This window comes from Candidatus Arsenophonus triatominarum (assembly GCF_001640365.1).
In the GTDB taxonomy this organism is placed as follows: domain Bacteria; phylum Pseudomonadota; class Gammaproteobacteria; order Enterobacterales; family Enterobacteriaceae; genus Arsenophonus; species Arsenophonus triatominarum.
This window is the reverse complement of sequence record NZ_LWMI01000016.1, coordinates 512,530-535,343: the sequence shown is the minus strand read 5'-3', so window position 1 is coordinate 535,343 and position 22,814 is coordinate 512,530. Positions and strand designations below refer to the sequence as shown.

At 39.2% G+C, this 22,814-nt stretch carries 27 protein-coding genes and 10 pseudogenes; 15 read left to right on the top strand and 22 right to left on the bottom strand.

Annotated elements, in window-relative coordinates; genetic code table 11:
- Positions 1–75: 75 nt before the first annotated feature.
- From AYJ55_RS17060 to AYJ55_RS17015, 10 genes are all read right to left on the bottom strand, one after another.
- Positions 76–564, bottom strand: a complete 489-nt coding sequence (locus AYJ55_RS17060) for an IS630 family transposase (protein WP_063653499.1) — start codon at positions 562–564, stop codon at positions 76–78.
- Positions 533–898: an IS630 transposase-related protein gene (locus AYJ55_RS17055; RefSeq protein WP_063653415.1), complete on the bottom strand. Its 366-nt coding sequence runs from the start codon at positions 896–898 to the stop codon at positions 533–535. The genes AYJ55_RS17060 and AYJ55_RS17055 overlap by 32 nt, the downstream gene beginning before the upstream one ends.
- Positions 882–1,073 carry a hypothetical protein gene (locus AYJ55_RS17050; protein ID WP_162505655.1) on the bottom strand — a complete coding sequence of 64 codons (192 nt, stop codon included), beginning with the start codon at positions 1,071–1,073 and terminating at the stop codon, positions 882–884. The genes AYJ55_RS17055 and AYJ55_RS17050 overlap by 17 nt, the downstream gene beginning before the upstream one ends.
- Entirely contained in the window at positions 1,057–1,524 is a 468-nt protein-coding gene (locus AYJ55_RS17045) for a hypothetical protein (RefSeq protein WP_063657372.1), read from the bottom strand. The genes AYJ55_RS17050 and AYJ55_RS17045 overlap by 17 nt, the downstream gene beginning before the upstream one ends.
- On the bottom strand, positions 1,524–1,931 hold the full coding sequence (locus AYJ55_RS17040) for a DUF4054 domain-containing protein (RefSeq protein WP_063657371.1): 408 nt from the start codon (positions 1,929–1,931) through the stop codon (positions 1,524–1,526). Before AYJ55_RS17040 ends, AYJ55_RS17045 begins: the two co-directional genes overlap by 1 nt.
- The gene (locus AYJ55_RS17035; protein ID WP_063657370.1) at positions 1,928–2,245 is read right to left on the bottom strand and encodes a hypothetical protein; all 318 of its coding nucleotides are present in this window, start codon (positions 2,243–2,245) and stop codon (positions 1,928–1,930) included. Before AYJ55_RS17035 ends, AYJ55_RS17040 begins: the two co-directional genes overlap by 4 nt.
- A gap of 162 nt (positions 2,246–2,407) precedes the next feature.
- Complete coding sequence (locus tag AYJ55_RS17030; RefSeq protein ID WP_063657243.1) at positions 2,408–3,232, bottom strand: IS630 family transposase; 825 nt, start codon at positions 3,230–3,232, stop codon at positions 2,408–2,410.
- 29 nt (positions 3,233–3,261) lie between these two features.
- Positions 3,262–3,753 carry a hypothetical protein gene (locus tag AYJ55_RS17025; RefSeq protein ID WP_063657369.1) on the bottom strand — a complete coding sequence of 164 codons (492 nt, stop codon included), beginning with the start codon at positions 3,751–3,753 and terminating at the stop codon, positions 3,262–3,264.
- 401 nt (positions 3,754–4,154) lie between these two features.
- Positions 4,155–4,496: a transposase gene (locus AYJ55_RS17020; RefSeq protein ID WP_245677373.1), complete on the bottom strand. Its 342-nt coding sequence runs from the start codon at positions 4,494–4,496 to the stop codon at positions 4,155–4,157.
- Between the two features lie 25 nt (positions 4,497–4,521).
- Positions 4,522–4,887, bottom strand: a complete 366-nt coding sequence (locus tag AYJ55_RS17015; protein ID WP_063653415.1) for an IS630 transposase-related protein — start codon at positions 4,885–4,887, stop codon at positions 4,522–4,524.
- A 54-nt stretch (positions 4,888–4,941) separates the two neighbouring features.
- Here AYJ55_RS17015 and AYJ55_RS17010 point away from each other — a divergent pair, with 54 nt between their 5' ends.
- Positions 4,942–5,961 (top strand): IS481 family transposase, encoded by a 1,020-nt coding sequence (locus AYJ55_RS17010; protein WP_074168126.1) that lies wholly within the window; start codon positions 4,942–4,944, stop codon positions 5,959–5,961.
- A gap of 126 nt (positions 5,962–6,087) precedes the next feature.
- Here AYJ55_RS17010 and AYJ55_RS17005 read toward each other — a convergent pair whose 3' ends face one another.
- The gene (locus tag AYJ55_RS17005) at positions 6,088–7,572 is read right to left on the bottom strand and encodes a pentapeptide repeat-containing protein (RefSeq protein WP_063657367.1); all 1,485 of its coding nucleotides are present in this window, start codon (positions 7,570–7,572) and stop codon (positions 6,088–6,090) included.
- Positions 7,573–8,086: 514 nt separating this feature from the next.
- On the opposite strand from AYJ55_RS17005, the gene AYJ55_RS17000 reads away from it, so the two are divergent.
- The 4 genes from AYJ55_RS17000 to AYJ55_RS16990 all read left to right on the top strand — a co-directional run bounded on the left by AYJ55_RS17000 (position 8,087) and on the right by AYJ55_RS16990 (position 9,557).
- Positions 8,087–8,656, top strand: coding sequence for a hypothetical protein (locus tag AYJ55_RS17000; RefSeq protein WP_063657438.1), 570 nt, complete (start codon positions 8,087–8,089; stop codon positions 8,654–8,656).
- Between the two features lie 150 nt (positions 8,657–8,806).
- Entirely contained in the window at positions 8,807–8,917 is a 111-nt protein-coding gene (locus tag AYJ55_RS33480; protein WP_245677400.1) for a phage terminase large subunit family protein, read from the top strand.
- Complete coding sequence (locus tag AYJ55_RS33475) at positions 8,889–9,212, top strand: phage terminase large subunit family protein (RefSeq protein WP_245677422.1); 324 nt, start codon at positions 8,889–8,891, stop codon at positions 9,210–9,212. The genes AYJ55_RS33480 and AYJ55_RS33475 overlap by 29 nt, the downstream gene beginning before the upstream one ends.
- Before the next feature lie 129 nt (positions 9,213–9,341).
- On the top strand, positions 9,342–9,557 hold the full coding sequence (locus AYJ55_RS16990) for a hypothetical protein (protein ID WP_063657365.1): 216 nt from the start codon (positions 9,342–9,344) through the stop codon (positions 9,555–9,557).
- Between the two features lie 33 nt (positions 9,558–9,590).
- Here AYJ55_RS16990 and AYJ55_RS16985 read toward each other — a convergent pair.
- The 4 genes and pseudogenes from AYJ55_RS16985 to AYJ55_RS16970 form a co-directional block, all read right to left on the bottom strand.
- A pseudogene (locus AYJ55_RS16985) lies at positions 9,591–10,202 on the bottom strand (integrase core domain-containing protein); the annotation flags it as partial.
- Positions 10,203–10,220: 18 nt separating this feature from the next.
- Positions 10,221–10,682, bottom strand: coding sequence for an IS630 family transposase (locus tag AYJ55_RS16980; RefSeq protein ID WP_063654041.1), 462 nt, complete (start codon positions 10,680–10,682; stop codon positions 10,221–10,223).
- A complete protein-coding gene (locus AYJ55_RS16975) occupies positions 10,679–11,044 on the bottom strand; it encodes an IS630 transposase-related protein (RefSeq protein ID WP_063657364.1) in 366 nt (121 codons plus the stop codon). Before AYJ55_RS16975 ends, AYJ55_RS16980 begins: the two co-directional genes overlap by 4 nt.
- Positions 11,045–11,080: 36 nt before the next feature.
- A pseudogene (locus AYJ55_RS16970) lies at positions 11,081–11,521 on the bottom strand (helix-turn-helix domain-containing protein); the annotation flags it as partial.
- A gap of 108 nt (positions 11,522–11,629) precedes the next feature.
- Between AYJ55_RS16970 and AYJ55_RS34755 the strand changes: the two are divergent.
- Together AYJ55_RS34755 and AYJ55_RS33470 are read left to right on the top strand one after the other, a co-directional pair.
- A pseudogene (locus AYJ55_RS34755) lies at positions 11,630–11,860 on the top strand (transposase family protein); the annotation flags it as partial.
- Positions 11,802–12,155: a phage terminase large subunit family protein gene (locus tag AYJ55_RS33470; RefSeq protein WP_281181178.1), complete on the top strand. Its 354-nt coding sequence runs from the start codon at positions 11,802–11,804 to the stop codon at positions 12,153–12,155. The pseudogene AYJ55_RS34755 and the gene AYJ55_RS33470, both read left to right, overlap by 59 nt.
- On the opposite strand, the gene AYJ55_RS16965 is transcribed toward AYJ55_RS33470, so the two are convergent.
- Together AYJ55_RS16965 and AYJ55_RS16960 are read right to left on the bottom strand one after the other, a co-directional pair.
- On the bottom strand, positions 12,086–12,574 hold the full coding sequence (locus AYJ55_RS16965) for an IS630 family transposase (protein WP_063653499.1): 489 nt from the start codon (positions 12,572–12,574) through the stop codon (positions 12,086–12,088). The genes AYJ55_RS33470 and AYJ55_RS16965 overlap by 70 nt on opposite strands.
- Positions 12,543–12,908, bottom strand: a complete 366-nt coding sequence (locus AYJ55_RS16960) for an IS630 transposase-related protein (RefSeq protein WP_063653415.1) — start codon at positions 12,906–12,908, stop codon at positions 12,543–12,545. Before AYJ55_RS16960 ends, AYJ55_RS16965 begins: the two co-directional genes overlap by 32 nt.
- 267 nt (positions 12,909–13,175) lie before the next feature.
- On the opposite strand from AYJ55_RS16960, the pseudogene AYJ55_RS16955 reads away from it, so the two are divergent.
- Together AYJ55_RS16955 and AYJ55_RS16950 are read left to right on the top strand one after the other, a co-directional pair.
- Positions 13,176–14,055: pseudogene (locus tag AYJ55_RS16955) on the top strand (Rpn family recombination-promoting nuclease/putative transposase).
- A gap of 32 nt (positions 14,056–14,087) precedes the next feature.
- Positions 14,088–15,161, top strand: coding sequence for a C48 family peptidase (locus AYJ55_RS16950; protein ID WP_063657362.1), 1,074 nt, complete (start codon positions 14,088–14,090; stop codon positions 15,159–15,161).
- Positions 15,162–15,187: 26 nt separating this feature from the next.
- Here the strand turns inward: AYJ55_RS16950 and AYJ55_RS32105 are convergent.
- Positions 15,188–15,392 (bottom strand): annotated as a pseudogene (locus tag AYJ55_RS32105) (transposase); the annotation flags it as partial.
- A 273-nt stretch (positions 15,393–15,665) separates the two neighbouring features.
- Here AYJ55_RS32105 and AYJ55_RS16945 point away from each other — a divergent pair.
- The 3 genes and pseudogenes from AYJ55_RS16945 to AYJ55_RS16935 all read left to right on the top strand — a co-directional run.
- Complete coding sequence (locus AYJ55_RS16945) at positions 15,666–15,962, top strand: hypothetical protein (RefSeq protein ID WP_063657361.1); 297 nt, start codon at positions 15,666–15,668, stop codon at positions 15,960–15,962.
- 73 nt (positions 15,963–16,035) lie between these two features.
- Positions 16,036–16,230, top strand: a pseudogene (locus AYJ55_RS16940) (helix-turn-helix domain-containing protein); the annotation flags it as partial.
- 88 nt (positions 16,231–16,318) lie between these two features.
- A pseudogene (locus AYJ55_RS16935) lies at positions 16,319–16,689 on the top strand (transposase); the annotation flags it as partial.
- A gap of 21 nt (positions 16,690–16,710) precedes the next feature.
- Here AYJ55_RS16935 and AYJ55_RS16930 read toward each other — a convergent pair.
- Together AYJ55_RS16930 and AYJ55_RS16925 are read right to left on the bottom strand one after the other, a co-directional pair.
- Positions 16,711–17,199 (bottom strand): IS630 family transposase, encoded by a 489-nt coding sequence (locus AYJ55_RS16930; RefSeq protein WP_222703527.1) that lies wholly within the window; start codon positions 17,197–17,199, stop codon positions 16,711–16,713.
- Positions 17,168–17,533, bottom strand: coding sequence for an IS630 transposase-related protein (locus tag AYJ55_RS16925; RefSeq protein WP_063653415.1), 366 nt, complete (start codon positions 17,531–17,533; stop codon positions 17,168–17,170). The genes AYJ55_RS16930 and AYJ55_RS16925 overlap by 32 nt, the downstream gene beginning before the upstream one ends.
- A gap of 36 nt (positions 17,534–17,569) precedes the next feature.
- On the opposite strand from AYJ55_RS16925, the pseudogene AYJ55_RS16920 reads away from it, so the two are divergent.
- From AYJ55_RS16920 to AYJ55_RS33465, 3 pseudogenes are all read left to right on the top strand, one after another.
- Positions 17,570–18,364, top strand: a pseudogene (locus AYJ55_RS16920) (IS3 family transposase); the annotation flags it as partial.
- A 160-nt stretch (positions 18,365–18,524) separates the two neighbouring features.
- A pseudogene (locus tag AYJ55_RS16915) lies at positions 18,525–18,950 on the top strand (transposase); the annotation flags it as partial.
- 32 nt (positions 18,951–18,982) lie between these two features.
- Positions 18,983–19,111 (top strand): annotated as a pseudogene (locus AYJ55_RS33465) (IS982 family transposase); the annotation flags it as partial.
- Positions 19,112–19,559: 448 nt separating this feature from the next.
- Here AYJ55_RS33465 and lpdA read toward each other — a convergent pair.
- The gene (gene lpdA, locus AYJ55_RS16910) at positions 19,560–20,984 is read right to left on the bottom strand and encodes a dihydrolipoyl dehydrogenase (protein ID WP_063657356.1); all 1,425 of its coding nucleotides are present in this window, start codon (positions 20,982–20,984) and stop codon (positions 19,560–19,562) included.
- Positions 20,985–21,187: 203 nt separating this feature from the next.
- Entirely contained in the window at positions 21,188–22,807 is a 1,620-nt protein-coding gene (gene aceF, locus AYJ55_RS16905; RefSeq protein ID WP_063657355.1) for a pyruvate dehydrogenase complex dihydrolipoyllysine-residue acetyltransferase, read from the bottom strand.
- Between the last annotated feature and the right edge of the window lie 7 nt (positions 22,808–22,814).

The window sequence follows — 22,814 nt, the reverse complement described above, 5'->3', positions numbered from 1 at the left end:
CGTCCACATGCTGCAAATCCCCTTTCGACAGGGGTTGCAACTGAATGACGATATAGCTAGGCGACTTAATTTTGATTACAGCATATGTATTAAAAACAGGTCATCGATAGTGCATCCTGTTTCCATCTTTTTACGTTTAGCTTGAGACCATTTATGTTCTATAGGATTTAAATCTGGTGAATACACAGGCAAATATTCTATCTGGTGTCCTGCGTTTATAATTGCCTGTTCAATATTCTTACCTTTGTGAAAGCTAGCGTTGTCCATAAAAATAACAGAATTTTCAGGAAGTTCTGGGAGCAATATTTTTGTGATCCAAACATAAAAAACATCACGATTAATATTGCAATCAAATAATCCGATAGCAAAAAGGGTTGTTCCCAATAAAGCGCCAATAACATTTGTTCTTCCCTTAGCACCCCAGTTTTTCAGGCCAAAACAACGGTGACCTTTTGGGGAATAGCCGTGAGTTCGTGGAGTGTCATGTGAAAAACCACTTTCATCAATAAAAACAACAGATTTATCTTTTTTTTCATACTGTTGTCTTTTTTGCTGATGTGCCAGCCTGTCGCTTTCGTTGGTTTTTGGATGGAATAGAGTTTTTTTTATAGGTTAATCCCAGCTTTTTAAGGGATTGCCAAATAGTCTTTTTACAAACACCGAATCGCTCTGCCCGTTCCTTTTGGTAAGCATCTGGATACTGTTCCACATCTTTTGCTAAAGCATTTTTATCGAGCTTCCTCTTACGTGGCGTTGAATTTTTTGGCTCTGGTCGTTTAAGCCAACGTACTAAAGACGCTTTTCCAATACGGAATTGTTTCGCAGTTTCTCGAATTGTTAAACCTTCGGCTTTCCTTACAGATATTACTTTACGTCGAAAATCAATTGTATAACTCATAACACACCTTGTAATCAAAATTAAGTCGCCTAGCTATATGTTCATCGGGAAGGTATTTGGGGATGCGTGTCCGGCCTTCACCGACTGTCCAACCATCAGAACGGCGGACTATTGCAGCAATATCAGGGTTAACGGCTCGAATAGCCGAACGAGTGAGATTATGAAGATTCATCATCCACCACCACCCAGTATTTGACTGACTCCAGCATGTGATGTGTATCAACCAGCGGTTTGTCAGTGAAGTTTTTTGGTTTGTGAGTCCGGTGCTTTCTCACATAAAGCGTGGTTTCAGAAAGCGGCGGATCGGTGAGTGTCAATATTGAATCTTTAATATTGCTGACGACTTTTTCACCTAATAATTCTGCCGCTTCTTTAGCATTAACACCGGCGCGCATGGACGACGCCAGATAGGTTGACCAGTCTTTTTGATGGGCTGAAATAGCGTTACGGAAGAAAGGGCGCGGTGGCTGGTTATTCCCAGGATTGCCAAATTCGTTCATGTAAGCCATTTCAGCAACCCGACGGCCTTCTGGATAGCTTGCCTCTTTTGGAAAGCCGACGTTTAACGTCAGGTCATTAAGCTGCTTTTCCTGTGCGTCCAGAAACGCTTTTATCTTCCCCGCCATCAGCTGCACCTCACCTCAATACCTGGGAAATAGGCAAACATCCGGTAGGGCTTGGTCAGTTGCCAGAAAAGCTGCCCCCAATACCAGGCTTGCGAGTAAGGTAATCCCTGCCCGACATCAAGCGACACGGAAACACTGCCTTCTGATGCACTCGCAACCCGACCGATAGCGCCGGACGCACCTGAACCCTTACCCTTCGTATCACCAAAGGTGATATCACACAGATGCGCCGCCAGCAGATAAAGCAGGCGCTTGCGTTTGTCTAAATCTGGCTCTAGTGCGCCTTCAGAATTATCAAACGCCGTCTGCGCGATATCAAACATGAGATTAAGTTGTGTATCGGCAACGTTGTCGTACTGTGGGTAATCTCTGCGAAACACTGCAATATCCAATGTCACGACAGTCATTCAACCTCCGTGGGTTTGACGGTTGCCTTTTTCGGGTTAATCGGTTCTAAACCGGTTTTGACCTGTGCTCTTTCCTTAGCGGCTGAGGAAAAACTTTTTTGATCGGTGACCTTGAAGATTAACCCCTTTTCGATAAATCCCGCCTGCGCGTAGGTTTTTGAAAATACATTGAACCACGCCTCATCTACGCCTTCAGTTATGCCAAAACCGCCATAAATGGCGCAAGCGTTAGCCCCTTTCAATTCGATAGTTTCATTCTTCACGGTGGCTTTTAGACCATGAGGGAGTTTACAGCCGACAATGATTTTTCCCATGATCAGATCCCCAACATTTGAGCAAAAAGCATGGGTTGTGTGATCACCGTGCCATACGTACTGGCCGCCACTTTCTGCGACCAGCTTGAGTGTTGCTGAAGAAGCGGAAATGCCCGATATTTTTGCGAATTCGCCACATATAGCTAGGCGACTTAATTTTGATTACAGCATATGTATTAAAAACAGGTCATCGATAGTGCATCCTGTTTCCATCTTTTTACGTTTAGCTTGAGACCATTTATGTTCTATAGGATTTAAATCTGGTGAATACACAGGCAAATATTCTATCTGGTGTCCTGCGTTTATAATTGCCTGTTCAATATTCTTACCTTTGTGAAAGCTAGCGTTGTCCATAAAAATAACAGAATTTTCAGGAAGTTCTGGGAGCAATATTTTTGTGATCCAAACATAAAAAACATCACGGTTAATATTGCAATCAAATAATCCGATAGCAAAAAGGGTTGTTCCCAATAAAGCGCCAATAACATTTGTTCTTCCCTTAGCACCCCAGTTTTTCAGGCCAAAACAACGGTGACCTTTTGGGGAATAGCCGTGAGTTCGTGGAGTGTCATGTGAAAAACCACTTTCATCAATAAAAACAACAGATTTATCTTTTTTTTTCATACTGTTGTCTTTTTTGCTGATGTGCCAGCCTGTCGCTTTCGTTGGTTTTTGGATGGAATAGAGTTTTTTTTTATAGGTTAATCCCAGCTTTTTAAGGGATTGCCAAATAGTCTTTTTACAAACACCGAATCGCTCTGCCCGTTCCTTTTGGTAAGCATCTGGATACTGTTCCACATCTTTTGCTAAAGCATTTTTATCGAGCTTCCTCTTACGTGGCGTTGAATTTTTTGGCTCTGGTCGTTTAAGCCAACGTACTAAAGACGCTTTTCCAATACGGAATTGTTTCGCAGTTTCTCGAATTGTTAAACCTTCGGCTTTCCTTACAGATATTACTTTACGTCGAAAATCAATTGTATAACTCATAACACACCTTGTAATCAAAATTAAGTCGCCTAGCTATAGCAAGCAGGCTGTCCCTGATAGCTGCGCACGAACATCTGTATTAACTCACCGGCATCGGTACTCAATTGTGGAGCCGTTTCAATGCGTAGATTGGGGAACGCTTTTTTGATCAAGTCCTCAAGCGAGGTGGCCATGATTTCGTTTGATGATTTCAAATACACCGAGGCTTTGTTTGACAATACCAGCGTCAGGGAGGAAGCCATGTCCACCCCGTCACCCACCACCCCGTTGGTTCGTCCTACCAGGTCACTGTAGAGTGCTAAAATATCGTTGTAACGCTGCTGGATGGATTTATCTTCCCATTTCGTTTTACCACTCACCTTGGTTGGTGTGATCGGCGTGGGAAGCTGAGGGTTATTTAATGCGCCGTAGTTAATGCCTTCAACACCAAAAAAGGCAAACCGGTTGTAATCCTGGTTAATCGTGTTGCCACAATCCGATTGTGCGCTCGCCGTAAATTTCCGTGGCACGGGTTGGGGCAAATACCGTTCTGATAACGTTCGGATCGATACCCCCCGCGACGATGGCAGGAATACCACCATTGGTCAAAGTGGAGGGTAACGGCTGGGCATCATTGGCCAGATACAAACGGTTGACTGAAGCAGGTAACGTCACCCCCCCTTCTTTAGCCCGTTTCATGAGTGCGTGGAAATCATTGTGTGTTAATTTGTATTAGTCTTAACTTAATCCGACAATTCTGATTTAAAAAAGAGCGTTACCGGTTTTAATTAACATCATTAGATAATTAAATAAAAGGTAATTCTATGTATAGCTAGGCGACTTAATTTTGATTACAGCATATGTATTAAAAACAGGTCATCGATAGTGCATCCTGTTTCCATCTTTTTACGTTTAGCTTGAGACCATTTATGTTCTATAGGATTTAAATCTGGTGAGAATACACAGGCAAATATTCTATCTGGTGTCCTGCGTTTATAATTGCCTGTTCAATATTCTTACCTTTGTGAAAGCTAGCGTTGTCCATAAAAATAACAGAATTTTCAGGAAGTTCTGGGAGCAATATTTTTGTGATCCAAACATAAAAAACATCACGATTAATATTGCAATCAAATAATCCGATAGCAAAAAGGGTTGTTCCCAATAAAGCGCCAATAACATTTGTTCTTCCCTTAGCACCCCAGTTTTTCAGGCCAAAACAACGGTGACCTTTTGGGGAATAGCCGTGAGTTCGTGGAGTGTCATGTGAAAAACCACTTTCATCAATAAAAACAACAGATTTATCTTTTTTTTCATACTGTTGTCTTTTTTGCTGATGTGCCAGCCTGTCGCTTTCGTTGGTTTTTGGATGGAATAGAGTTTTTTTTATAGGTTAATCCCAGCTTTTTAAGGGATTGCCAAATAGTCTTTTTACAAACACCGAATCGCTCTGCCCGTTCCTTTTGGTAAGCATCTGGATACTGTTCCACATCTTTTGCTAAAGCATTTTTATCGAGCTTCCTCTTACGTGGCGTTGAATTTTTTGGCTCTGGTCGTTTAAGCCAACGTACTAAAGACGCTTTTCCAATACGGAATTGTTTCGCAGTTTCTCGAATTGTTAAACCTTCGGCTTTCCTTACAGATATTACTTTACGTCGAAAATCAATTGTATAACTCATAACACACCTTGTAATCAAAATTAAGTCGCCTAGCTATATCAAACAAATAATCCTATCATCAAACATAAAGTCGGGTTACTTAACCTCGCTGAAGAGCTTAATAACGTCTCAAAAGCCTGTAAGATTATGGGGGTATCCCGAGATACGTTTTATCGCTACCAGGAACTTGTTAACGATGGTGGGATAGACGCTTTAATTAATCAAAATCGACGGGTGCCTAACGTAAAAAATAGAGTAGATGAACAGATTGAAAGCGCTGTAGTCGAGTATGCGATTGAATACCCTGCACACGGTCAACACCGCAGTAGTAATGAACTAAGAAAAAAAGGCATTTTTGTTTCGGGGAGTGGCGTTCGCTCTATTTGGCTGCGCCATAATCTCGAAAATTTTACAAAACGCCTAAAAGCGCTTGAAGATAAAATCGCAACAGAAGGAATTATCCTGTCAGAATCACAAATCAGTGCTCTAGAAAAGAAAGCGCAAGATGATGAAGCCTGTGGTGAGATTGAAACAGCGCATCCAGGTTATCTGGGTTCACAAGATACTTTTTATGTCGGTCATTTAAAAGGCGTTGGTCGTGTTTATCAACAAACTTACATTGATACTTACAGTAAAGTCGTTCATTGTAAGCTTTACACAACAAAAAGCGCGATAACGGCGGCAGATTTATTAAATGACAGGGTTCTCCCTTTTTATTCCCAGCATGGGTTACCGGTGTTACGTATACTGATGGACAGAGGCAGTGAGTATTGTGGTAAAGTTGAACATCACGATTATCAACTTTATCTCGCTATCAATGATATTGATCATACAAAAACTAAAGCTCGTTCACCTCAAACTAATGGGATTTGTGAACGCTTTCATAAAACTGTATTACAAGAGTTCTATCAGGTGGCTTTTCGTAAGAAAATCTATAGGGCTTTAAATGAATTACAAGCTGATTTAGATAAATGGTTAGCGGAATATAATAACCAACGCACTCATCAAGGAAAAATGTGTTGCGGTCGAACTCCTATGGCAACTTTACACGATGGAAAACAACTTTGGAGAGAGAAAGATTTAAATCAAATTTAACCTGACAGGTACTGTATAAATAACCGGCAACTGTCAGATAAAGTTTGAGCTAGTATAAACTTCACGCTTATGATCAAAAAAGACTATCAATATATTGTATTAACTGTATAGAATATATTAATTTTTTTAACCATAAATTTTACCCAGTTTTGATATCGCTTTTTTTGCTAACATATTTATTGTGGTTTTAGAGTAAAGATTTGCTGCGGTCAAACCTGTGTTTTCTAAATTTGTCTGCTTTAATTTTGCTTTATTAAGATTAGCTTCTGTTAAGTTAGCATCTTTCAACGAAGCTTTTTTTAAATTACTTTCAGTTAAGTTTGCACCATTTAGGTTAGCGTCTGTAAGATTGGCTTTTTTCAAAATAGCGCCCTCTAGATTTGCGTTGCTTAAATTAGCCTCTCTTAACGTCGCTTTCATTAAATTACTTTTACTTAAGTTCGCACTCTCTAAATTTGTTTTGGTCAGATTAGCTTCTTGTAAGACAGCGCCTTCTAAATTTGCGTAGCTTAAATTTGATTCAACTAATGTAGTTTTTGCTAAATTGGTATAACTTAAATCTGCTGCGTGAAGATTAACTTTTGCTAAATTTGCTTGTTCAAGATGTGCTCCAGATAGATTTGCCTCATGAAGATCAGTTTCTATTAAGATAGCTTGAGTTAGGTTTGCTTTTTCTAAATTAACAAATCTTAGTCTTGCTTGATGTAGGTTTGCTCTGCTCAGATTTGCTCCTTTCATTTTTGTCGAAAACAGACTTGCATTTGTTAAATCTGCTTCAGCCATCTCTGCAAGTGTTAAATCTGATGCATCAATAGTTGCGTTATTTAATTTTGTATGCTGTAGATTTGTATCAGCCAAGATAGATATTCTTATATCTGCTTCCCTTAAATCTGCATCAATAAGCGTTGAGCCCATCAAATTAGTACCAAGCATTGTTACTTTATTTAACAAGGCTGAATTTAAATTTGCATTCTTTAATTGAGCCTGTTCTAGATTTGCTCCGTTTAGGTTGGTTTGGATTAGCCTGGCTTTATTGAGTATCGAATTCGCCATATTTGCGTTTTCCAGATTCGCTCCGCTTAAGTCGGCCTCGCTTAGATCTGAGAATGATAAATTTGCTCCTTCTAAGTTAATTCCCAATAGATTTTTGCCTGATAGATTTATGCCTGATAAATCTATTTTACCTTCGTTCATGTTAACGTTTAAATTAAGCCGTTTTTGTAATAATAATAAGGTAGCGACATTTTTAAACTCTTTCTCACCTATTTCTGAAGTAAAGCTCTCTCCTTTTTTTCCTTGAACGTTAATAGTTACCCTATCAGGAGAAGAATCACAAGAGGTAATTGTTACTAAACAACCTTTGAAATTAAATTTCATTTTTTCAGGCAAATGATAAGAGTTTGAGTCAGCGTTATTTTCTTCAATAGAGTGAGTTACTGCTTGAATAAAATTATCATATTGCTTAGATAATTCCCTTTCGATCCCTCCAGCGGTAAAAAAATTTATTATATATTCAAGTAGTCCTTTCGGTGATGTTATTAAATTTTTACCTTCTACATTGTTAACATTCATTATATGATGAGCAAAACTTGAACAACGTTCTGCATTCAAATTTACGTATGTCATATTTTCTATTTTCCCAAAAGTGTAAAATTAAAAATAAACTTCATTTGCTTATTTTGGTTTATCCCAAAATACTTAATTTAATAACTTATATATAATTTATCTGTGTTAAATAATAATCAGGTCATCACCTTAATTTTTATGAAATTACTATAGAGATTTCAATGGCAATCCAGTCTTTATCACATTTTTGCGCATAACCATGAAAAAGATCACATTTTAATATTTTTAATTAAATCCATTTAACAATAACCTATTGTTTATTGTAATATTTATTTTGGGTCCTTCCTGACACTTTTGTAAACCGTGGACATTGCGCACCGCAGTATTTCACTAGCTAAACGTTTTTGAATTTGTGTCCCATGTCCCATGATATGGGAGGGTCACTTTTATTTTTATTTCATCAAGTTAGTGAAAAATTATTTGGATTTTGTGTCCCATTTAATGTGGGACATGTCCCACGCTATGTCCCATTGATTGAGGAAAATGTCCCATGTCGACGATGAATATTTCTGAGTATGCCCAACATACGGGCGTAAACCGTAAAACGATCTCGCGATGGATGAAAAGCGGAAAATATATCGTGATGCTTAATGGCGAGATTGATGTTGAAAGCAGTGATAAAAATCTAAAGCAGTATCGCGACAGTCATGATCTTCGTACCCAAAAAGCAAAGAAAAAACCAGAAGCTCATCAAGCAGTGGTCAGCGATACTGATGATTTTCAGCAGCGGGCAGAATCGTTATATGCTTCATTAGTATCAAATGATGAACAAATCCGCAGTTTAGAAGAATCTCGTGCCATTAAAGAGCACTATTTAGCTGAATTGGTGAAATTGGAGTACAGTATCAAATCGGGTGAAGTGCTGCCTTGGCAAGACATGATAAACCAGGTTGGAAAAGAATACGCACGGATGCGAACCCGTTTAATTGCGATTGCCCCTGAACATGGCCCCCGTTTGAGAGCGTTAGCAAGTACGGTAAATGATGCTGAGTTTGTCGCTGCTTTGCGAGAGGTTATTTATGAGGCGATGGAGGAATTAAGCCTTGATGACCGTGAACAGGGAGAGTAATGCCAGGCACCTATTTACCAATGCAATGTTTCAAAAACGCACCGATATTAAACCACCAGAAGCCTTATCGCTCAGTGAATGGGCAAATAAATATGCGGTGCTTTCCCGCAAACCGGTAAATTTCGTTCTTTTGCCTATCAGGATGGCATTATGGATGCAGTCACAGATCCGGATGTCACGCAAGTCTCTGTCATGAAGTCCGCCCGGGTCGGTTATACCAAAATCCTTGATCATGTGGTGGCCGTACTATCTTTCGTATGATCCGTCACCCATCTTAGTGGTACAACCGCGTGTGGAGGATGCCGAAGATTATAGTAAAACGGAAATCGCGCCGATGATACGCGATACACCCGTGCTCACCGCCATCGCCCCTGAAGCCAAAGCGAAAGACACGGGCCAGACTATCCTTAAAAAGCAATTTTCAAACGGCGCGAATTTAACCCTGGTCGGCGCTAATTCACCAGGTGGCTTTCGGCGTATCACCTGTCGCATTATTTTATTTGACGAGATGGATGGTTACCCTTTGGGGGGGCTGGCGCAGAAGGAGATCAAATAGCCCTGGGTACCAAACGTTCAGAAACCTTCTGGAACCGTAAGATTAAAATAGTTGCTGAATAGAGACTTGCATTTTTTGTCACGCTATAGACAATAAAAAGAGGTTTAACTTAGAAAATAACGGTTTGAAATGATCAACAAAAAGCGGTTGTTACGAGATAATCGTTTATGTAAAGCAATCATTGGATTATCAGTCGAAGAATTGAAAAATTTAGCCGCTGAATTTTCAGCTTGTTATTTGATTTATCGGAAAAAGAATCGAAAAGATCACGAGCGGCAGATGGGTGCAGGGCAGAAAGGATTTATCCCAACCCCATTAGATTGTAGTAGCTCAGACTTAATCTGACAGTTACCGGTTATTTATACAGTACCTGTCAGGTTAAATTTGATTTAAATCTTTCTCTCTCCAAAGTTGTTTTCCATCGTGTAAAGTTGCCATAGGAGTTCGACCGCAACACATTTTTCCTTGATGAGTGCGTTGGTTATTATATTCCGCTAACCATTTATCTAAATCAGCTTGTAATTCATTTAAAGCCCTATAGATTTTCTTACGAAAAGCCACCTGATAGAACTCTTGTAATACAGTTTTATGAAAGCGTTCACAAATCCCATTAGTTTGAGGTGAACGAGCTTTAGTTTTTGTATGATCAATATCATTGATAGCGAGATAAAGTTGATAATCGTGATGTTCAACTTTACCACAATACTCACTGCCTCTGTCCGTCAGTATACGTAACACCGGTAACCCATGCTGGGAATAAAAAGGGAGAACCTTGTCATTTAATAAATCTGCCGCCGTTATCGCGCTTTTTGTTGTGTAAAGCTTACAATGAACGACTTTACTGTAAGTATCAATGTAAGTTTGTTGATAAACACGACCAACGCCTTTTAAATGACCGACATAAAAAGTATCTTGTGAACCCAGATAACCTGGATGCGCTGTTTCAATCTCACCACAGGCTTCATCATCTTGCGCTTTCTTTTCTATAGCTAGGCGACTTAATTTTGATTACAGCATATGTATTAAAAACAGGTCATCGATAGTGCATCCTGTTTCCATCTTTTTACGTTTAGCTTGAGACCATTTATGTTCTATAGGATTTAAATCTGGTGAATACACAGGCAAATATTCTATCTGGTGTCCTGCGTTTATAATTGCCTGTTCAATATTCTTACCTTTGTGAAAGCTAGCGTTGTCCATAAAAATAACAGAATTTTCAGGAAGTTCTGGGAGCAATATTTTTGTGATCCAAACATAAAAAACATCACGATTAATATTGCAATCAAATAATCCGATAGCAAAAAGGGTTGTTCCCAATAAAGCGCCAATAACATTTGTTCTTCCCTTAGCACCCCAGTTTTTCAGGCCAAAACAACGGTGACCTTTTGGGGAATAGCCGTGAGTTCGTGGAGTGTCATGTGAAAAACCACTTTCATCAATAAAAACAACAGATTTATCTTTTTTTTTCATACTGTTGTCTTTTTTGCTGATGTGTCAGCCTGTCGCTTTCGTTGGTTTTTGGATGGAATAGGGTTTTTTTTATAGGTTAATCCCAGCTTTTTAAGGGATTGCCAAATAGTCTTTTTACAAACACCGAATCGCTCTGCCCGTTCCTTTTGGTAAGCATCTGGATACTGTTCCACATCTTTTGCTAAAGCATTTTTATCGAGCTTCCTCTTACGTGGCGTTGAATTTTTTGGCTCTGGTCGTTTAAGCCAACGTACTAAAGACGCTTTTCCAATACGGAATTGTTTCGCAGTTTCTCGAATTGTTAAACCTTCGGCTTTCCTTACAGATATTACTTTACGTCGAAAATCAATTGTATAACTCATAACACACCTTGTAATCAAAATTAAGTCGCCTAGCTATAGAGCACTGATTTGTGATTCTGACAGGATAATTCCTTCTGTTGCGATTTTATCTTCAAGCGCTTTTAGGCGTTTTGTAAAATTTTCGAGATTATGGCGCAGCCAAATAGAGCGAACGCCACTCCCCGAAACAAAAATGCCTTTTTTTCTTAGTTCATTACTACTGCGGTGTTGACCGTGTGCAGGGTATTCAATCGCATACTCGACTACAGCGCTTTCAATCTGTTCATCTACTCTATTTTTTACGTTAGGCACCGGCACCCGTCGATTTTGATTAATTAAAGCGTCTATCCCACCATCGTTAACAAGTTCCTGGTAGCGATAAAACGTATCTCGGGATACCCCCATAATCTTACAGGCTTTTGAGACGTTATTAAGCTCTTCAGCGAGGTTAAGTAACCCGACTTTATGTTTGATGATAGGATTATTTGTTTGATACATAGAATTACCTTTTATTTAATTATCTAATGATGTTAATTAAAACCGGTAACGCTCTTTTTTAAATCAGAATTGTCGGATTAAGTTAAGACTAATACAGATAAACAGCATCCTAATACACAAATCCCAAAAAAAGGAACTCGAAAAAGACCTTTATCGCCTGAACAAAAACAAGAAAATAAAATAATCTCGGGCATCCGTATTACGGTTGAACACGCCATCGCGGGTATCAAGCGCCTCGGTTGTATGACCCAAATTTTACGGAATCGTAGACCCTTTATTGATGATACCTTTTTACTCCTTAGTGCCGGTCTTTGGAATTTCCATCTCAGAACAGCCTAAAATTTACTTCAATCACCGAAATACCCTTATTTCACTATTAAGCAACACGCTTATTGTCTTAGGCTCAACCCCGACGGTAAAGCATGTCAGCCGGATTGAAAAAGTCTATAACGAGAGTGATCAGCGTCATTACTGGGTGCCCTGTCCGCATTGCGGTGAATTTCAGATTCTTGAATGGGGTGGCCCTGATACACCGTATGGTATAGCTAGGCGACTTAATTTTGATTACAGCATATGTATTAAAAACAGGTCATCGATAGTGCATCCTGTTTCCATCTTTTTACGTTTAGCTTGAGACCATTTATGTTCTATAGGATTTAAATCTGGTGAATACACAGGCAAATATTCTATCTGGTGTCCTGCGTTTATAATTGCCTGTTCAATATTCTTACCTTTGTGAAAGCTAGCGTTGTCCATAAAAATAACAGAATTTTCAGGAAGTTCTGGGAGCAATATTTTTGTGATCCAAACATAAAAAACATCACGATTAATATTGCAATCAAATAATCCGATAGCAAAAAGGGTTGTTCCCAATAAAGCGCCAATAACATTTGTTCTTCCCTTAGCACCCCAGTTTTTCAGGCCAAAACAACGGTGACCTTTTGGGGAATAGCCGTGAGTTCGTGGAGTGTCATGTGAAAAACCACTTTCATCAATAAAAACAACAGATTTATCTTTTTTTTCATACTGTTGTCTTTTTTGCTGATGTGCCAGCCTGTCGCTTTCGTTGGTTTTTGGATGGAATAGAGTTTTTTTTATAGGTTAATCCCAGCTTTTTAAGGGATTGCCAAATAGTCTTTTTACAAACACCGAATCGCTCTGCCCGTTCCTTTTGGTAAGCATCTGGATACTGTTCCACATCTTTTGCTAAAGCATTTTTATCGAGCTTCCTCTTACGTGGCGTTGAATTTTTTGGCTCTGGTCGTTTAAGCCAACGTACTAAAGACGCTTTTCCAATACGGAATTGTTTCGCAGTTTCTCGAATTGTTAAACCTTCGGCTTTCCTTACAGATATTACTTTACGTCGAAAATCAATTGTATAACTCATAACACACCTTGTAATCAAAATTAAGTCGCCTAGCTATAGATTGCAGAATCATAAAATGCCCGGAGTATCTGCTCGACACTATGACCGATACGACTATCTAAAAGAAAAACGCGAGATTATTGATCTATGGGAAAGAAAATTACTTAGCTTGTAATATATCAATTTCTGTTATCTATCTAACAGAAGCAATATGGCTCGTTATGTCGTTATGTGTTGGGCTTATTACTTCAATTGGCATTTATTAACTTAGCTTGGTATACTGTGCCCATGACAAAATCATCACTCTCAATACATGATTCGCTATTTAAAAAGTTCCTTGGCGATATTGCTGTAGCAAGGGATTTCTTGGAAGTACATTTGCCTCCTCATCTTCGGGCGCATTGTAATTTCAGCACTCTTGCGATGGAGTCTGGCAGTTTTATCGAAGACGACTTGCGCACACAATGTTCAGATATGCTGTACTCTGTACAGACGAAAGCGGGAAAAGGCTATATCTACACAGTAGTCGAGCACCACTGAAAAGCTAATGGCATTTAGGCTTTTACGGTACAGTGTGGCAGCCATGCAGCGGCACCATGAACAAGGCAATGACTCTTTGCCTGTTGTTATCCCGCTGTTATTCTATCACGGTACCACATCACCCTATCCGTACACTACCCAATGGTTTGACTGCTTTGCTGACCCTGAACTGGCAGAATCAGTCTACAGGCAAGCTTTTCCGCTGGTTGATATTACCACGATACTGGATGAGGAGATCCTGACACACCGCCAAGTAGCACTCCTGCAATTGGTACAAAAGCACATCCGAACGCGAGATATGTTGGAACTTGCCGTGGAGTTAGCTACTCTAATAGAAAAATGGTAGTATTCCAAAGAACAATGCAAGAGTTTATTATATTATATAGCTAAAGCAGGGAATACAATTGATGGCGAGGGATTCATACGAACCCTAGCGGAAAAGACACCGACTTACCGGGAGGATTTTATGACTATTGCAGAGCAGCTGAAGCTGAAAGGCCGACAGGAAGGCCAACAGGAAACCCGAATTCAGATCGCCCGCCAGCTTCTTGCTAATGGTGTTGATAGAGAAGTCATTAAGCTTTCCACAGGGCTAAACGATGCGGAGTTAAACAATCTGAAGAACTGACTTTATTTTTATTAAAATAATAAGGACTGCAAATGACTGCACTTTCTGTTTCTTACCCACTATCATTAAGTACATATTCTGTTCATGCAAAAGAGAATAACAAAATAGAATATGCATATAACTTTCCTTCACTTGAAGCTTTAAAAAGCGCCGCTCGAAATAACGATGATTTTAGTATTGATTGTTTGTTTACACTAGCATGTGAGAATAGTCCTGCTGGATTAGAGGCTGAATCTTTTCTTTTCGATTTGTATACAGGAAAGGAAGAGGGGCATCCCTATATAAAGGAACAGTTAGGAAAAGATAGTTTAAAGTTATGGGAGATTGTGCAAGGAAAAAATAAAAATACAATACCAGAAGAGGCATGGTCTATACCTGATAAAATCTTAATCATGGCGGGTTTTGAAACACAAGAAAGATCACAACAGAGAGAAGAAATTTTAGAAGAAATAAATAAAAATGTAAACTTTTGTGTCTGTGTTGATGATGGAGAACCCGTCAGCTCATCATTTTTCCACACAAACCGATTAATCACATCAGCGGAGTTAGACTCCATTTCTAAATCACTGAATAGTAAAGAAGGTGGTTTTAAATTCCATGATGCGGTAGAAATAGCCGCTACTGCTATTGATAATGAACATATACCACAAAAATTATTGTCTACATTACTAAACATTGACAATAAAGGAAAACAAATACCTTCACTAGGAGATTTTATTCCCCTATTGTTTAGAGGTCATTGGGTTTTGTTTGGGTTGTCTACGACTGAGTCGGGAGATAAATCAGCAATATTGTTTGATAGTACAAATTATCTAAATAACAAAGAAATGAATTTCATAAAAACACTTGCCGGCTCTCTTGGCACAAATGAAATTTCAGTAGTGAAAGAATCACTCCAAGAAAATGCACCTAACGCATGTGGTTTGTTTGTGTCTAACGCAATGAAGTCCATAGCAAATAACTTAAACAAAACACCTTATGGATCTCTGACTAAATTTGTAAAATCATTTTTAGAACTAAATAATACTGAACAAATGTTGTTTAACCAAAGAGGCCGAGCTGAGTTATATGGCTATTTATTAGATAATGTATCATCCCTGATCTAGCTGTAATAATTACGGTATATACTCAATTAACTTAAAGTTGCATTTTTCAGCGTCTGGAAGTGGTCATTAATTCTATGTGTAAAGGCCCCTGCCAGTCTCGGTAATATACCGTGGAATGTTTCTCGCTTGTTAATTTATCACTTTCCACAGCCTTTTTATCGGATTTAGATTCGGGCTGTAAGGCGGCAAATAGTGGAGATCGATATTCATCACATACGCAGCTTTGTTGAATAAATCGGAATTTTAGGTGATCATCGGCTCAGATCACTATAGTCATTTCAACATATGCACGAGTTTCGCATCAATCAAAAAACGAGTTATTTTTAAGGTTAATTCAGCATAATATATAATTAAGAAAATCTTATAAACTGTAAGTTATTGTTATTTAAATGAATAAATTATTTTTGGTAAATTACTGATTAATCATCATTTTAAGCTATTTTTAGAATTTTATATTCCTGTGCAAGAGTAGTGTAATAGAAAAATGGCATATTCTAAAGAACAATGCAAGAGTTTATTATATTTTATATAGCTCAAGCAGGAAATACGATTGACGGCGGGCGAGGATTCATACGTACCCTTGCGGAAAAGACACCGACTTACCGGGAGGATTTTATTACTATTGCAGAACAGCTTGAACCTAAAGGTGAAAAAAGAGGCTACCAGCTAGGCCGACAGGATGGGGTTAACGAGGGATTGCAGCAAGGCGAGAAAGTTGCTTCTCGTAAAATTGCTAAACAGTTACTAGCTAATGGTGCAGAGCGTTCTTTGATTAAGTGTGTTAGTCTTAACTTAATCTGACAATTCTGATTTTAAAAAAGAGCGTTACCGGTTTTAATTAACATTATTAGATAATTAAATAAAAGGTAATTCTATGTATCAAACAAATAATCCTATCATCAAACATAAAGTCGGGTTACTTAACCTCGCTGAAGAGCTTAATAACGTCTCAAAAGCCTGTAAGATTATGGGGGTATCCCGAGATACGTTTTATCGCTACCAGGAACTTGTTAACGATGGTGGGATAGACGCTTTAATTAATCAAAATCGACGGGTGCCTAACGTAAAAATATAGAGTAGATGATGTAGTGGCATACTAAATTTGGCCACCTAAGTTGAGGTGATATGCTTACCTCATAATTTTTATAGGTGCCGAAATGAGTAAAATAATTACTGCTGAATTTAAATGTGAAACCGCCAAATTAGTCCTTGACCAAAATTACACCTACCAGGAAGCCGCGAAAGGCATGAACGTCAGTCTTTCAGCGATTAGCCGGTGGGTAAGAGCCCTTCGTTTAGAACGTCAAGGGAAAACATCGCCTGGTCTGCCATTAACACCTGAACAAATTGAGTTCAGAGAAATGAAGAAAAAAATCCACCGGCTGGAAATAGAGAATGACATCTTAAAAAAGGCTACTGCGCTCTTAATGTCCGACTCACTGAAAAATTTTCGGTAGTTGAAAAGCTAAGAGTGCTTTATCCGGTGAAAACTTTGTGTCGTATTTTTAATGTTCACCGAAGCAGTTATAGCTAGGCGACTTAATTTTGATTACAGCATATGTATTAAAAACAGGTCATCGATAGTGCATCCTGTTTCCATCTTTTTACGTTTAGCTTGAGACCATTTATGTTCTATAGGATTTAAATCTGGTGAATACACAGGCAAATATTCTATCTGGTGTCCTGCGTTTATAATTGTCTGTTCAATATTCTTACCTTTGTGAAAGCTAGCGTTGTCCATAAAAATAACAGAATTTTCAGGAAGTTCTGGGAGCAATATTTTTGTGATCCAAACATAAAAAACATCACGGTTAATATTGCAATCAAATAATCCGATAGCAAAAAGGGTTGTTCCCAATAAAGCGCCAATAACATTTGTTCTTCCCTTAGCACCCCAGTTTTTCAGGCCAAAACAACGGTGACCTTTTGGGGAATAGCCGTGAGTTCGTGGAGTGTCATGTGAAAAACCACTTTCATCAATAAAAACAACAGATTTATCTTTTTTTTCATACTGTTGTCTTTTTTGCTGATGTGCCAGCCTGTCGCTTTCGTTGGTTTTTGGATGGAATAGAGTTTTTTTTATAGGTTAATCCCAGCTTTTTAAGGGATTGCCAAATAGTCTTTTTACAAACACCGAATCGCTCTGCCCGTTCCTTTTGGTAAGCATCTGGATACTGTTCCACATCTTTTGCTAAAGCATTTTTATCGAGCTTCCTCTTACGTGGCGTTGAATTTTTTGGCTCTGGTCGTTTAAGCCAACGTACTAAAGACGCTTTTCCAATACGGAATTGTTTCGCAGTTTCTCGAATTGTTAAACCTTCGGCTTTCCTTACAGATATTACTTTACGTCGAAAATCAATTGTATAACTCATAACACACCTTGTAATCAAAATTAAGTCGCCTAGCTATATCGCTATTGGTGTCGGCCTAAGGAGCCAGATATTGAGCGGACGATAAAACGTAGCCTAGTCAGCGAAGCGTGGAACGTTAGTGGCGGCTCTGCTGGCGCAAGGACTATCGCCACGATGGTTACCAATACACACAACGTGAAACTTGGGCGGTGGTTAGCGGGTAAGTTGATGAAAGAATTAATCATCGTCAGTTGCCAAGAGCGAAAACATAAATACAACCGCGGTGGAAATGAACGTATTGATATTCCAAATCTGCTCAATAGGCAGTTCGCTGTTACAAAGCCTGACCAGGGGTGCGGCGATGTAACCTATATTTGGACAGGCTCACGATGGGCCTATCTGGCTGTGGTATTGGATTTGTTCGCCCGAAAACCGGTGGGCTGGGCAATGTCATTTGCACCAGACTCAGAATTAACCGCCAAAGCACTACAAATGGCTTGGGAACTACGTGGGCATCCCAAACAGGTGATGTTCCATAGTGATCAGGGAAGTCATTATACCAGTCGTCAGTATAGGCAGGCATTGTGGCGTTATCAGATGACCCAAAGTATCAGTCGCAGAGGGAATTGTTGGGATAATAGTCCGATGGAACGATTCTTCCGTAGTCTGAAGACCGAATGGGTGCCAACGACTGGCTACCAAAGCTTTAGTACTGCTCAGTCAGCCATTATTCGCTACATAACCCACTACTATAGCGATATAAGACCTCACTGGTATAACGGTGGATTAACGCCAAACGAATCAGAGCGACTGTTCCGTGAACAGTCAGGTAGGGTGGCCAATTTTAGTTGACCACTACAAGGTTAAGTAACCCGACTTTATGTTTGATGATAGGATTATTTGTTTGATACATAGAATTACCTTTTATTTAATTATCTAATGATGTTAATTAAAACCGGTAACGCTCTTTTTTAAATCAAAATTGTCAGATTAAGTTAAGACTAATATATGTTATATTGCCAGTAAAGACCAAAAAGCCTTTATGGCTGATTTAAAGCCGGTTTATCGTGCAGATACTAAAGCGGCTGCTGAGCTTGCCCTTGATGAACTGGAAACGAAATGGGGTGAAAAATACCCGATAGTGCTAGAATCCTGGCGAAGTAAATGGGAGTTGCTCAGTGCTTATTTTCGATACCCTAAAGCCATTAGAAAACCCATTTATACGACCAATGCAGTAGAGGAGGTTCATCGGCAGTTTAGGACATTAACTAAAACCAAAGGGGCTTTTCCTAATGAAAACAGCTTATTAAAATTACTCTATATTGGCATCAATCAGGTATCCAACAAATGGACTATGCCGATTAGTAACTGGGCGTTAACCATTGCTCAATTGTCCATCTATTTTAAAGGGCGCCTAGGTGGTATAATCAAAATATAAAATCCCCTGACACAGAATTATGAACACCCTCTCAGATAGCGCATACGCGGCACCGCTCTCCTGCTAACTTTGTAGTGAATTTATTAGCAGGGCGGGTTGCATATTGTTTAATTCCATCTAAACCAAAGATACCTGTGGCAGGAACATCTCTTCAAGCATAACACGAGTTTCGCACAGGAATATAAAATTCCAGAAATGGCTTAAAAGCAATGGTTAATTTGCAAGTTACTAAAACGTATAAATTTGTTTAAATTATAATAAGTTGTTTTTAATTTATGAGATTTTGTCTATTTATATATTATGCTGAATTAAACTTAAAAATAGAGCGTTTTTTTATTGGTGCGAAACTCGTGCATAATTGATAATGCTTATCCCGAACTCAGGTTATTCTAGGTAAAAAATTTTACCCAATTAGTAGCAGAAATGGTTTGTTTTTTATAAAAAATTGCAATAACTAGTTAATTTCATTAAATAATAAACATTTCAATTGAATAAAATATTATTCTTACTTTCAATCAAAAAGATTAGCTCCCTTATAAATCAAATAAAGGAGCTAGTAACAAGTCGAATAATACTTACAACAAATTTATTTTACGAGAATAAAATAAATTACTTTTTCTTTGCTTTTGGATTAGGCAAATCAGTAATACTTCCCTCAAATACTTCAGCTGCCATACCGATTGACTCGTATAATGTCGGGTGAGCATGAATAGTCAATGCAATATCTTCTGCATCACACCCCATTTCAATCGCTAAGCCAATTTCACCAAGTGATTCGCCACCATTAACACCGACAACCGCTCCGCCAATAACGCGGTGGGTTTCCTTATCAAAAATAAGCTTAGCCATACCCTCTGAACAATCAGATGCAATAGCACGACCAGAAGCAGCCCATGGGAAAGTGGCTACTTCATAACTGATACCTTTTTCTTTAGCTTCTTTTTCCGTCAAACCAACCCAAGCAACTTCAGGCTCAGTATAAGCAATTGAAGGAATGACTTTTGGATCAAAATAGTGTTTCAAACCAGAAATCACTTCAGCCGCCACATGGCCCTCATGAACACCTTTATGAGCCAGCATTGGCTGACCGACAATGTCACCAATCGCATAAATATGGGGCACATTGGTACGCATCTGTTTATCAGTGTGGATAAATCCTCGCTCATCCACTTCTACTCCCGCTTTACCCGCATCAATTAATTTGCCATTCGGTATACGACCAATTGCCACTAAAACAGCATCATAACATTGTGGTTTGGCCGGCGCCTTCTTGCCTTCCATCGTTACGTAGATACCATCTTTTTTGGCTTCCACCGCAGTTACTTTCGTCTCGAGCATTAAATTAAACTTCTTACTTATCTGTTTAGTAAAAAGCTTAACAATGTCCTTATCTGCTGCAGGAATAACCTGATCGAACATTTCAACCACATCAATTTCCGATCCTAATGCATGATAAACAGTACCCATTTCTAAACCGATGATACCGCCGCCCATCACTAACATACGCTTGGGTACTTTTGTTAGTTGCAAAGCATCAGTAGAATCCCATACTCGCGGGTCGTCATGAGGAATAAATGGAAGCTGGATCGGACGTGAACCTGCAGCAATAATAGCATTGTCAAAGTTTATGGTTGTTGTTTCTTTTTTACCTTCAACAACCAATGTATTAGCACCGGTAAATTTACTTAATCCATTAACAACTTTAACTTTACGACCTTTTGCCATCCCTGCCAAACCAGTTGTTAATTGGCCAATAACCTTTTCTTTCCACAGCCGTACTTTATCAATATCTGTTTTCGGTTCACCAAATACGATCCCATGTGCCGCCAATGCCTTTGCTTCTTCAATCACTTTTGCAACATGCAATAATGCTTTGGAAGGAATACAACCGACATTAAGACAAACGCCACCCAATGTCTCATAACGCTCGACTAAAACCGTTTCTAAACCAAGATCTGCACAGCGAAAAGCTGCTGAATAACCCGCAGGTCCCGCACCTAGAACCACTACTTGGGTTTTAATTTCAGTACTCATCATGACCTCTTACTTTTGTTGTCCGGCGGGTCAGACGAAAAAATTTATAACCACCGAGACGTGTGTATTATAGGCAGTTTACAGAATTGTTAACATCCTTGAAAGTGCTCTAACGTGACATAACTCTCAACCTATAGGACGAATTAGAAAAAATTCTGTAATTACTAATAATAAAACAGACCGACATTCAGTCGGTCTATAAATTACATAACCAAACGGCGAATATCACTAATTAACTGTGCAATACGAGTGACAAAACGAGCGCCGTCTGCACCATCAATGACACGATGATCAAAGGAGAGTGACATAGGTAATATCAGACGTGAAATAAATTCACTGCCATTCCATACTGGCTTCATTGATGAGCGAGATAGCCCCATAATAGCCACTTCTGGCGCATTAATAATTGGTGTAAAACTCGTTGTACCGATACCACCTAAGCTAGAAATAGTAAAGCTGCCACCTTGCATATCAGACGCGGTCAACTTGCCGGCACGTGCTTTCTTCGATACTTCCATCAATTCTTTGGAAAGCTCGATAATACCTTTCTTATTAACATCGCGAATAACAGGCACAACCAAACCATTTGGGGTATCAACGGCGATACCAATATGAACATATTTTTTCAATGTTAATCGCTGAGCATCGGCAGAAATTGAACTATTGAAACGAGGCATTTCTTCTAATGCTCGAGCAACCGCTTTCATGACAAAAACTAATGGTGTAATTTTTACTCCCGTTTGCAACTTTTCCATCTCTTTATTTTGTTGCTTACGGAAAGTTTCTACTTCGGTAATATCAGCATCTTCCATGACAGTCACATGCGGAATCATTACCCAGTTACGACTCAAATTAGCGCTAGATATCTTTTGAATGCGGCCGAATTCAACTTCTTCAACTTCACCAAATTTACTAAAATCAACTTTTGGCCATGGTAGCATGCCTGGCAAACCACCCGCAGTAGTCGCTTCAGCTTCAGAACGTTTTACCGCCTCTTTGACATAAATCTGAACGTCCTCACGCAGAATGCGACCTTTACGCCCTGTTCCGTTTACCTTAGCCAAATTAACACCAAATTCACGCGCTAAACGGCGAATAAGCGGCGTTGCATGCACATACGCATCATTTTCAATAAATTCATTTTTAGTCTCAGAAACATTACTTGCCTGTGCTGTAGATGTGACTTGAGGGGGGTCAGAAGGCGAGGCCTCTGATTTTTTCGCTATTTCAGCGCTGCTAGTTTCCGCACTAGCAGCTGGCGAAGCTGCGGTGGCATCAACCGCAAAAATCATAATAAGTGAACCGGTTTTAACTTTATCGCCTTTAGCAATTTTGATCTCTTTAACTTCGCCGGCAAAAGGTGCTGGCACTTCCATCGATGCCTTTTCGCCTTCTACAGTAATTAGCGATTGCTCAACGGAGATTTTATCACCAACGTTAACCATTATATCCGTAACTTCAACTTCATCATTACCAATATCCGGTACAATAACTTCCTTTAATTCACTTTTTGCTTGACCCACATCTTTGCCATCTGCTTTATCCGTGTTTGCATCAGAGGTTGTTTTAGCGCTAGCTTCTGTTACTTTTTCCGCTGTATCAAAAACCATAATCAACTTACCGGTTGCGACTTTGTCACCAACTGCGACTTTAATTTCTTTCACAACCCCAGCCTGTGGTGACGGAACTTCCATTGACGCCTTTTCACCTTCTACGGTAATTAACGACTGCTCAACATAAACTTTGTCGCCCACTTTTACCATAATTTCGGTAACTTCAACTTCATCTGCACCAATATCAGGAACGTTAATTTCAATAGACATTGATTTT

Bases quoted from the DNA above. Each gene is read 5' to 3' on its own strand.
- AYJ55_RS17055 (WP_063653415.1), bottom strand. From the start codon at position 898: ATGAGTTATACAATTGATTTTCGACGTAAAGTAATATCTGTAAGGAAA.
- AYJ55_RS17050 (WP_162505655.1), bottom strand. From the start codon at position 1,073: ATGATGAATCTTCATAATCTCACTCGTTCGGCTATTCGAGCCGTTAAC.
- AYJ55_RS17045 (WP_063657372.1), bottom strand. From the start codon at position 1,524: ATGGCGGGGAAGATAAAAGCGTTTCTGGACGCACAGGAAAAGCAGCTT.
- AYJ55_RS17040 (WP_063657371.1), bottom strand. From the start codon at position 1,931: ATGACTGTCGTGACATTGGATATTGCAGTGTTTCGCAGAGATTACCCA.
- AYJ55_RS17035 (WP_063657370.1), bottom strand. From the start codon at position 2,245: ATGGGAAAAATCATTGTCGGCTGTAAACTCCCTCATGGTCTAAAAGCC.
- AYJ55_RS17030 (WP_063657243.1), bottom strand. From the start codon at position 3,232: ATGAGTTATACAATTGATTTTCGACGTAAAGTAATATCTGTAAGGAAA.
- AYJ55_RS17015 (WP_063653415.1), bottom strand. From the start codon at position 4,887: ATGAGTTATACAATTGATTTTCGACGTAAAGTAATATCTGTAAGGAAA.
- AYJ55_RS17000 (WP_063657438.1), top strand. From the start codon at position 8,087: ATGAATATTTCTGAGTATGCCCAACATACGGGCGTAAACCGTAAAACG.
- AYJ55_RS33480 (WP_245677400.1), top strand. From the start codon at position 8,807: ATGGATGCAGTCACAGATCCGGATGTCACGCAAGTCTCTGTCATGAAG.
- AYJ55_RS33475 (WP_245677422.1), top strand. From the start codon at position 8,889: ATGTGGTGGCCGTACTATCTTTCGTATGATCCGTCACCCATCTTAGTG.
- AYJ55_RS16990 (WP_063657365.1), top strand. From the start codon at position 9,342: ATGATCAACAAAAAGCGGTTGTTACGAGATAATCGTTTATGTAAAGCA.
- AYJ55_RS16980 (WP_063654041.1), bottom strand. From the start codon at position 10,682: ATGAAAAAAAAAGATAAATCTGTTGTTTTTATTGATGAAAGTGGTTTT.
- AYJ55_RS16975 (WP_063657364.1), bottom strand. From the start codon at position 11,044: ATGAGTTATACAATTGATTTTCGACGTAAAGTAATATCTGTAAGGAAA.
- AYJ55_RS33470 (WP_281181178.1), top strand. From the start codon at position 11,802: ATGATACCTTTTTACTCCTTAGTGCCGGTCTTTGGAATTTCCATCTCA.
- AYJ55_RS16960 (WP_063653415.1), bottom strand. From the start codon at position 12,908: ATGAGTTATACAATTGATTTTCGACGTAAAGTAATATCTGTAAGGAAA.
- AYJ55_RS16950 (WP_063657362.1), top strand. From the start codon at position 14,088: ATGACTGCACTTTCTGTTTCTTACCCACTATCATTAAGTACATATTCT.
- AYJ55_RS16945 (WP_063657361.1), top strand. From the start codon at position 15,666: ATGCAAGAGTTTATTATATTTTATATAGCTCAAGCAGGAAATACGATT.
- AYJ55_RS16925 (WP_063653415.1), bottom strand. From the start codon at position 17,533: ATGAGTTATACAATTGATTTTCGACGTAAAGTAATATCTGTAAGGAAA.
- lpdA (WP_063657356.1), bottom strand. From the start codon at position 20,984: ATGAGTACTGAAATTAAAACCCAAGTAGTGGTTCTAGGTGCGGGACCT.
- aceF (WP_063657355.1), bottom strand. From the start codon at position 22,807: ATGTCTATTGAAATTAACGTTCCTGATATTGGTGCAGATGAAGTTGAA.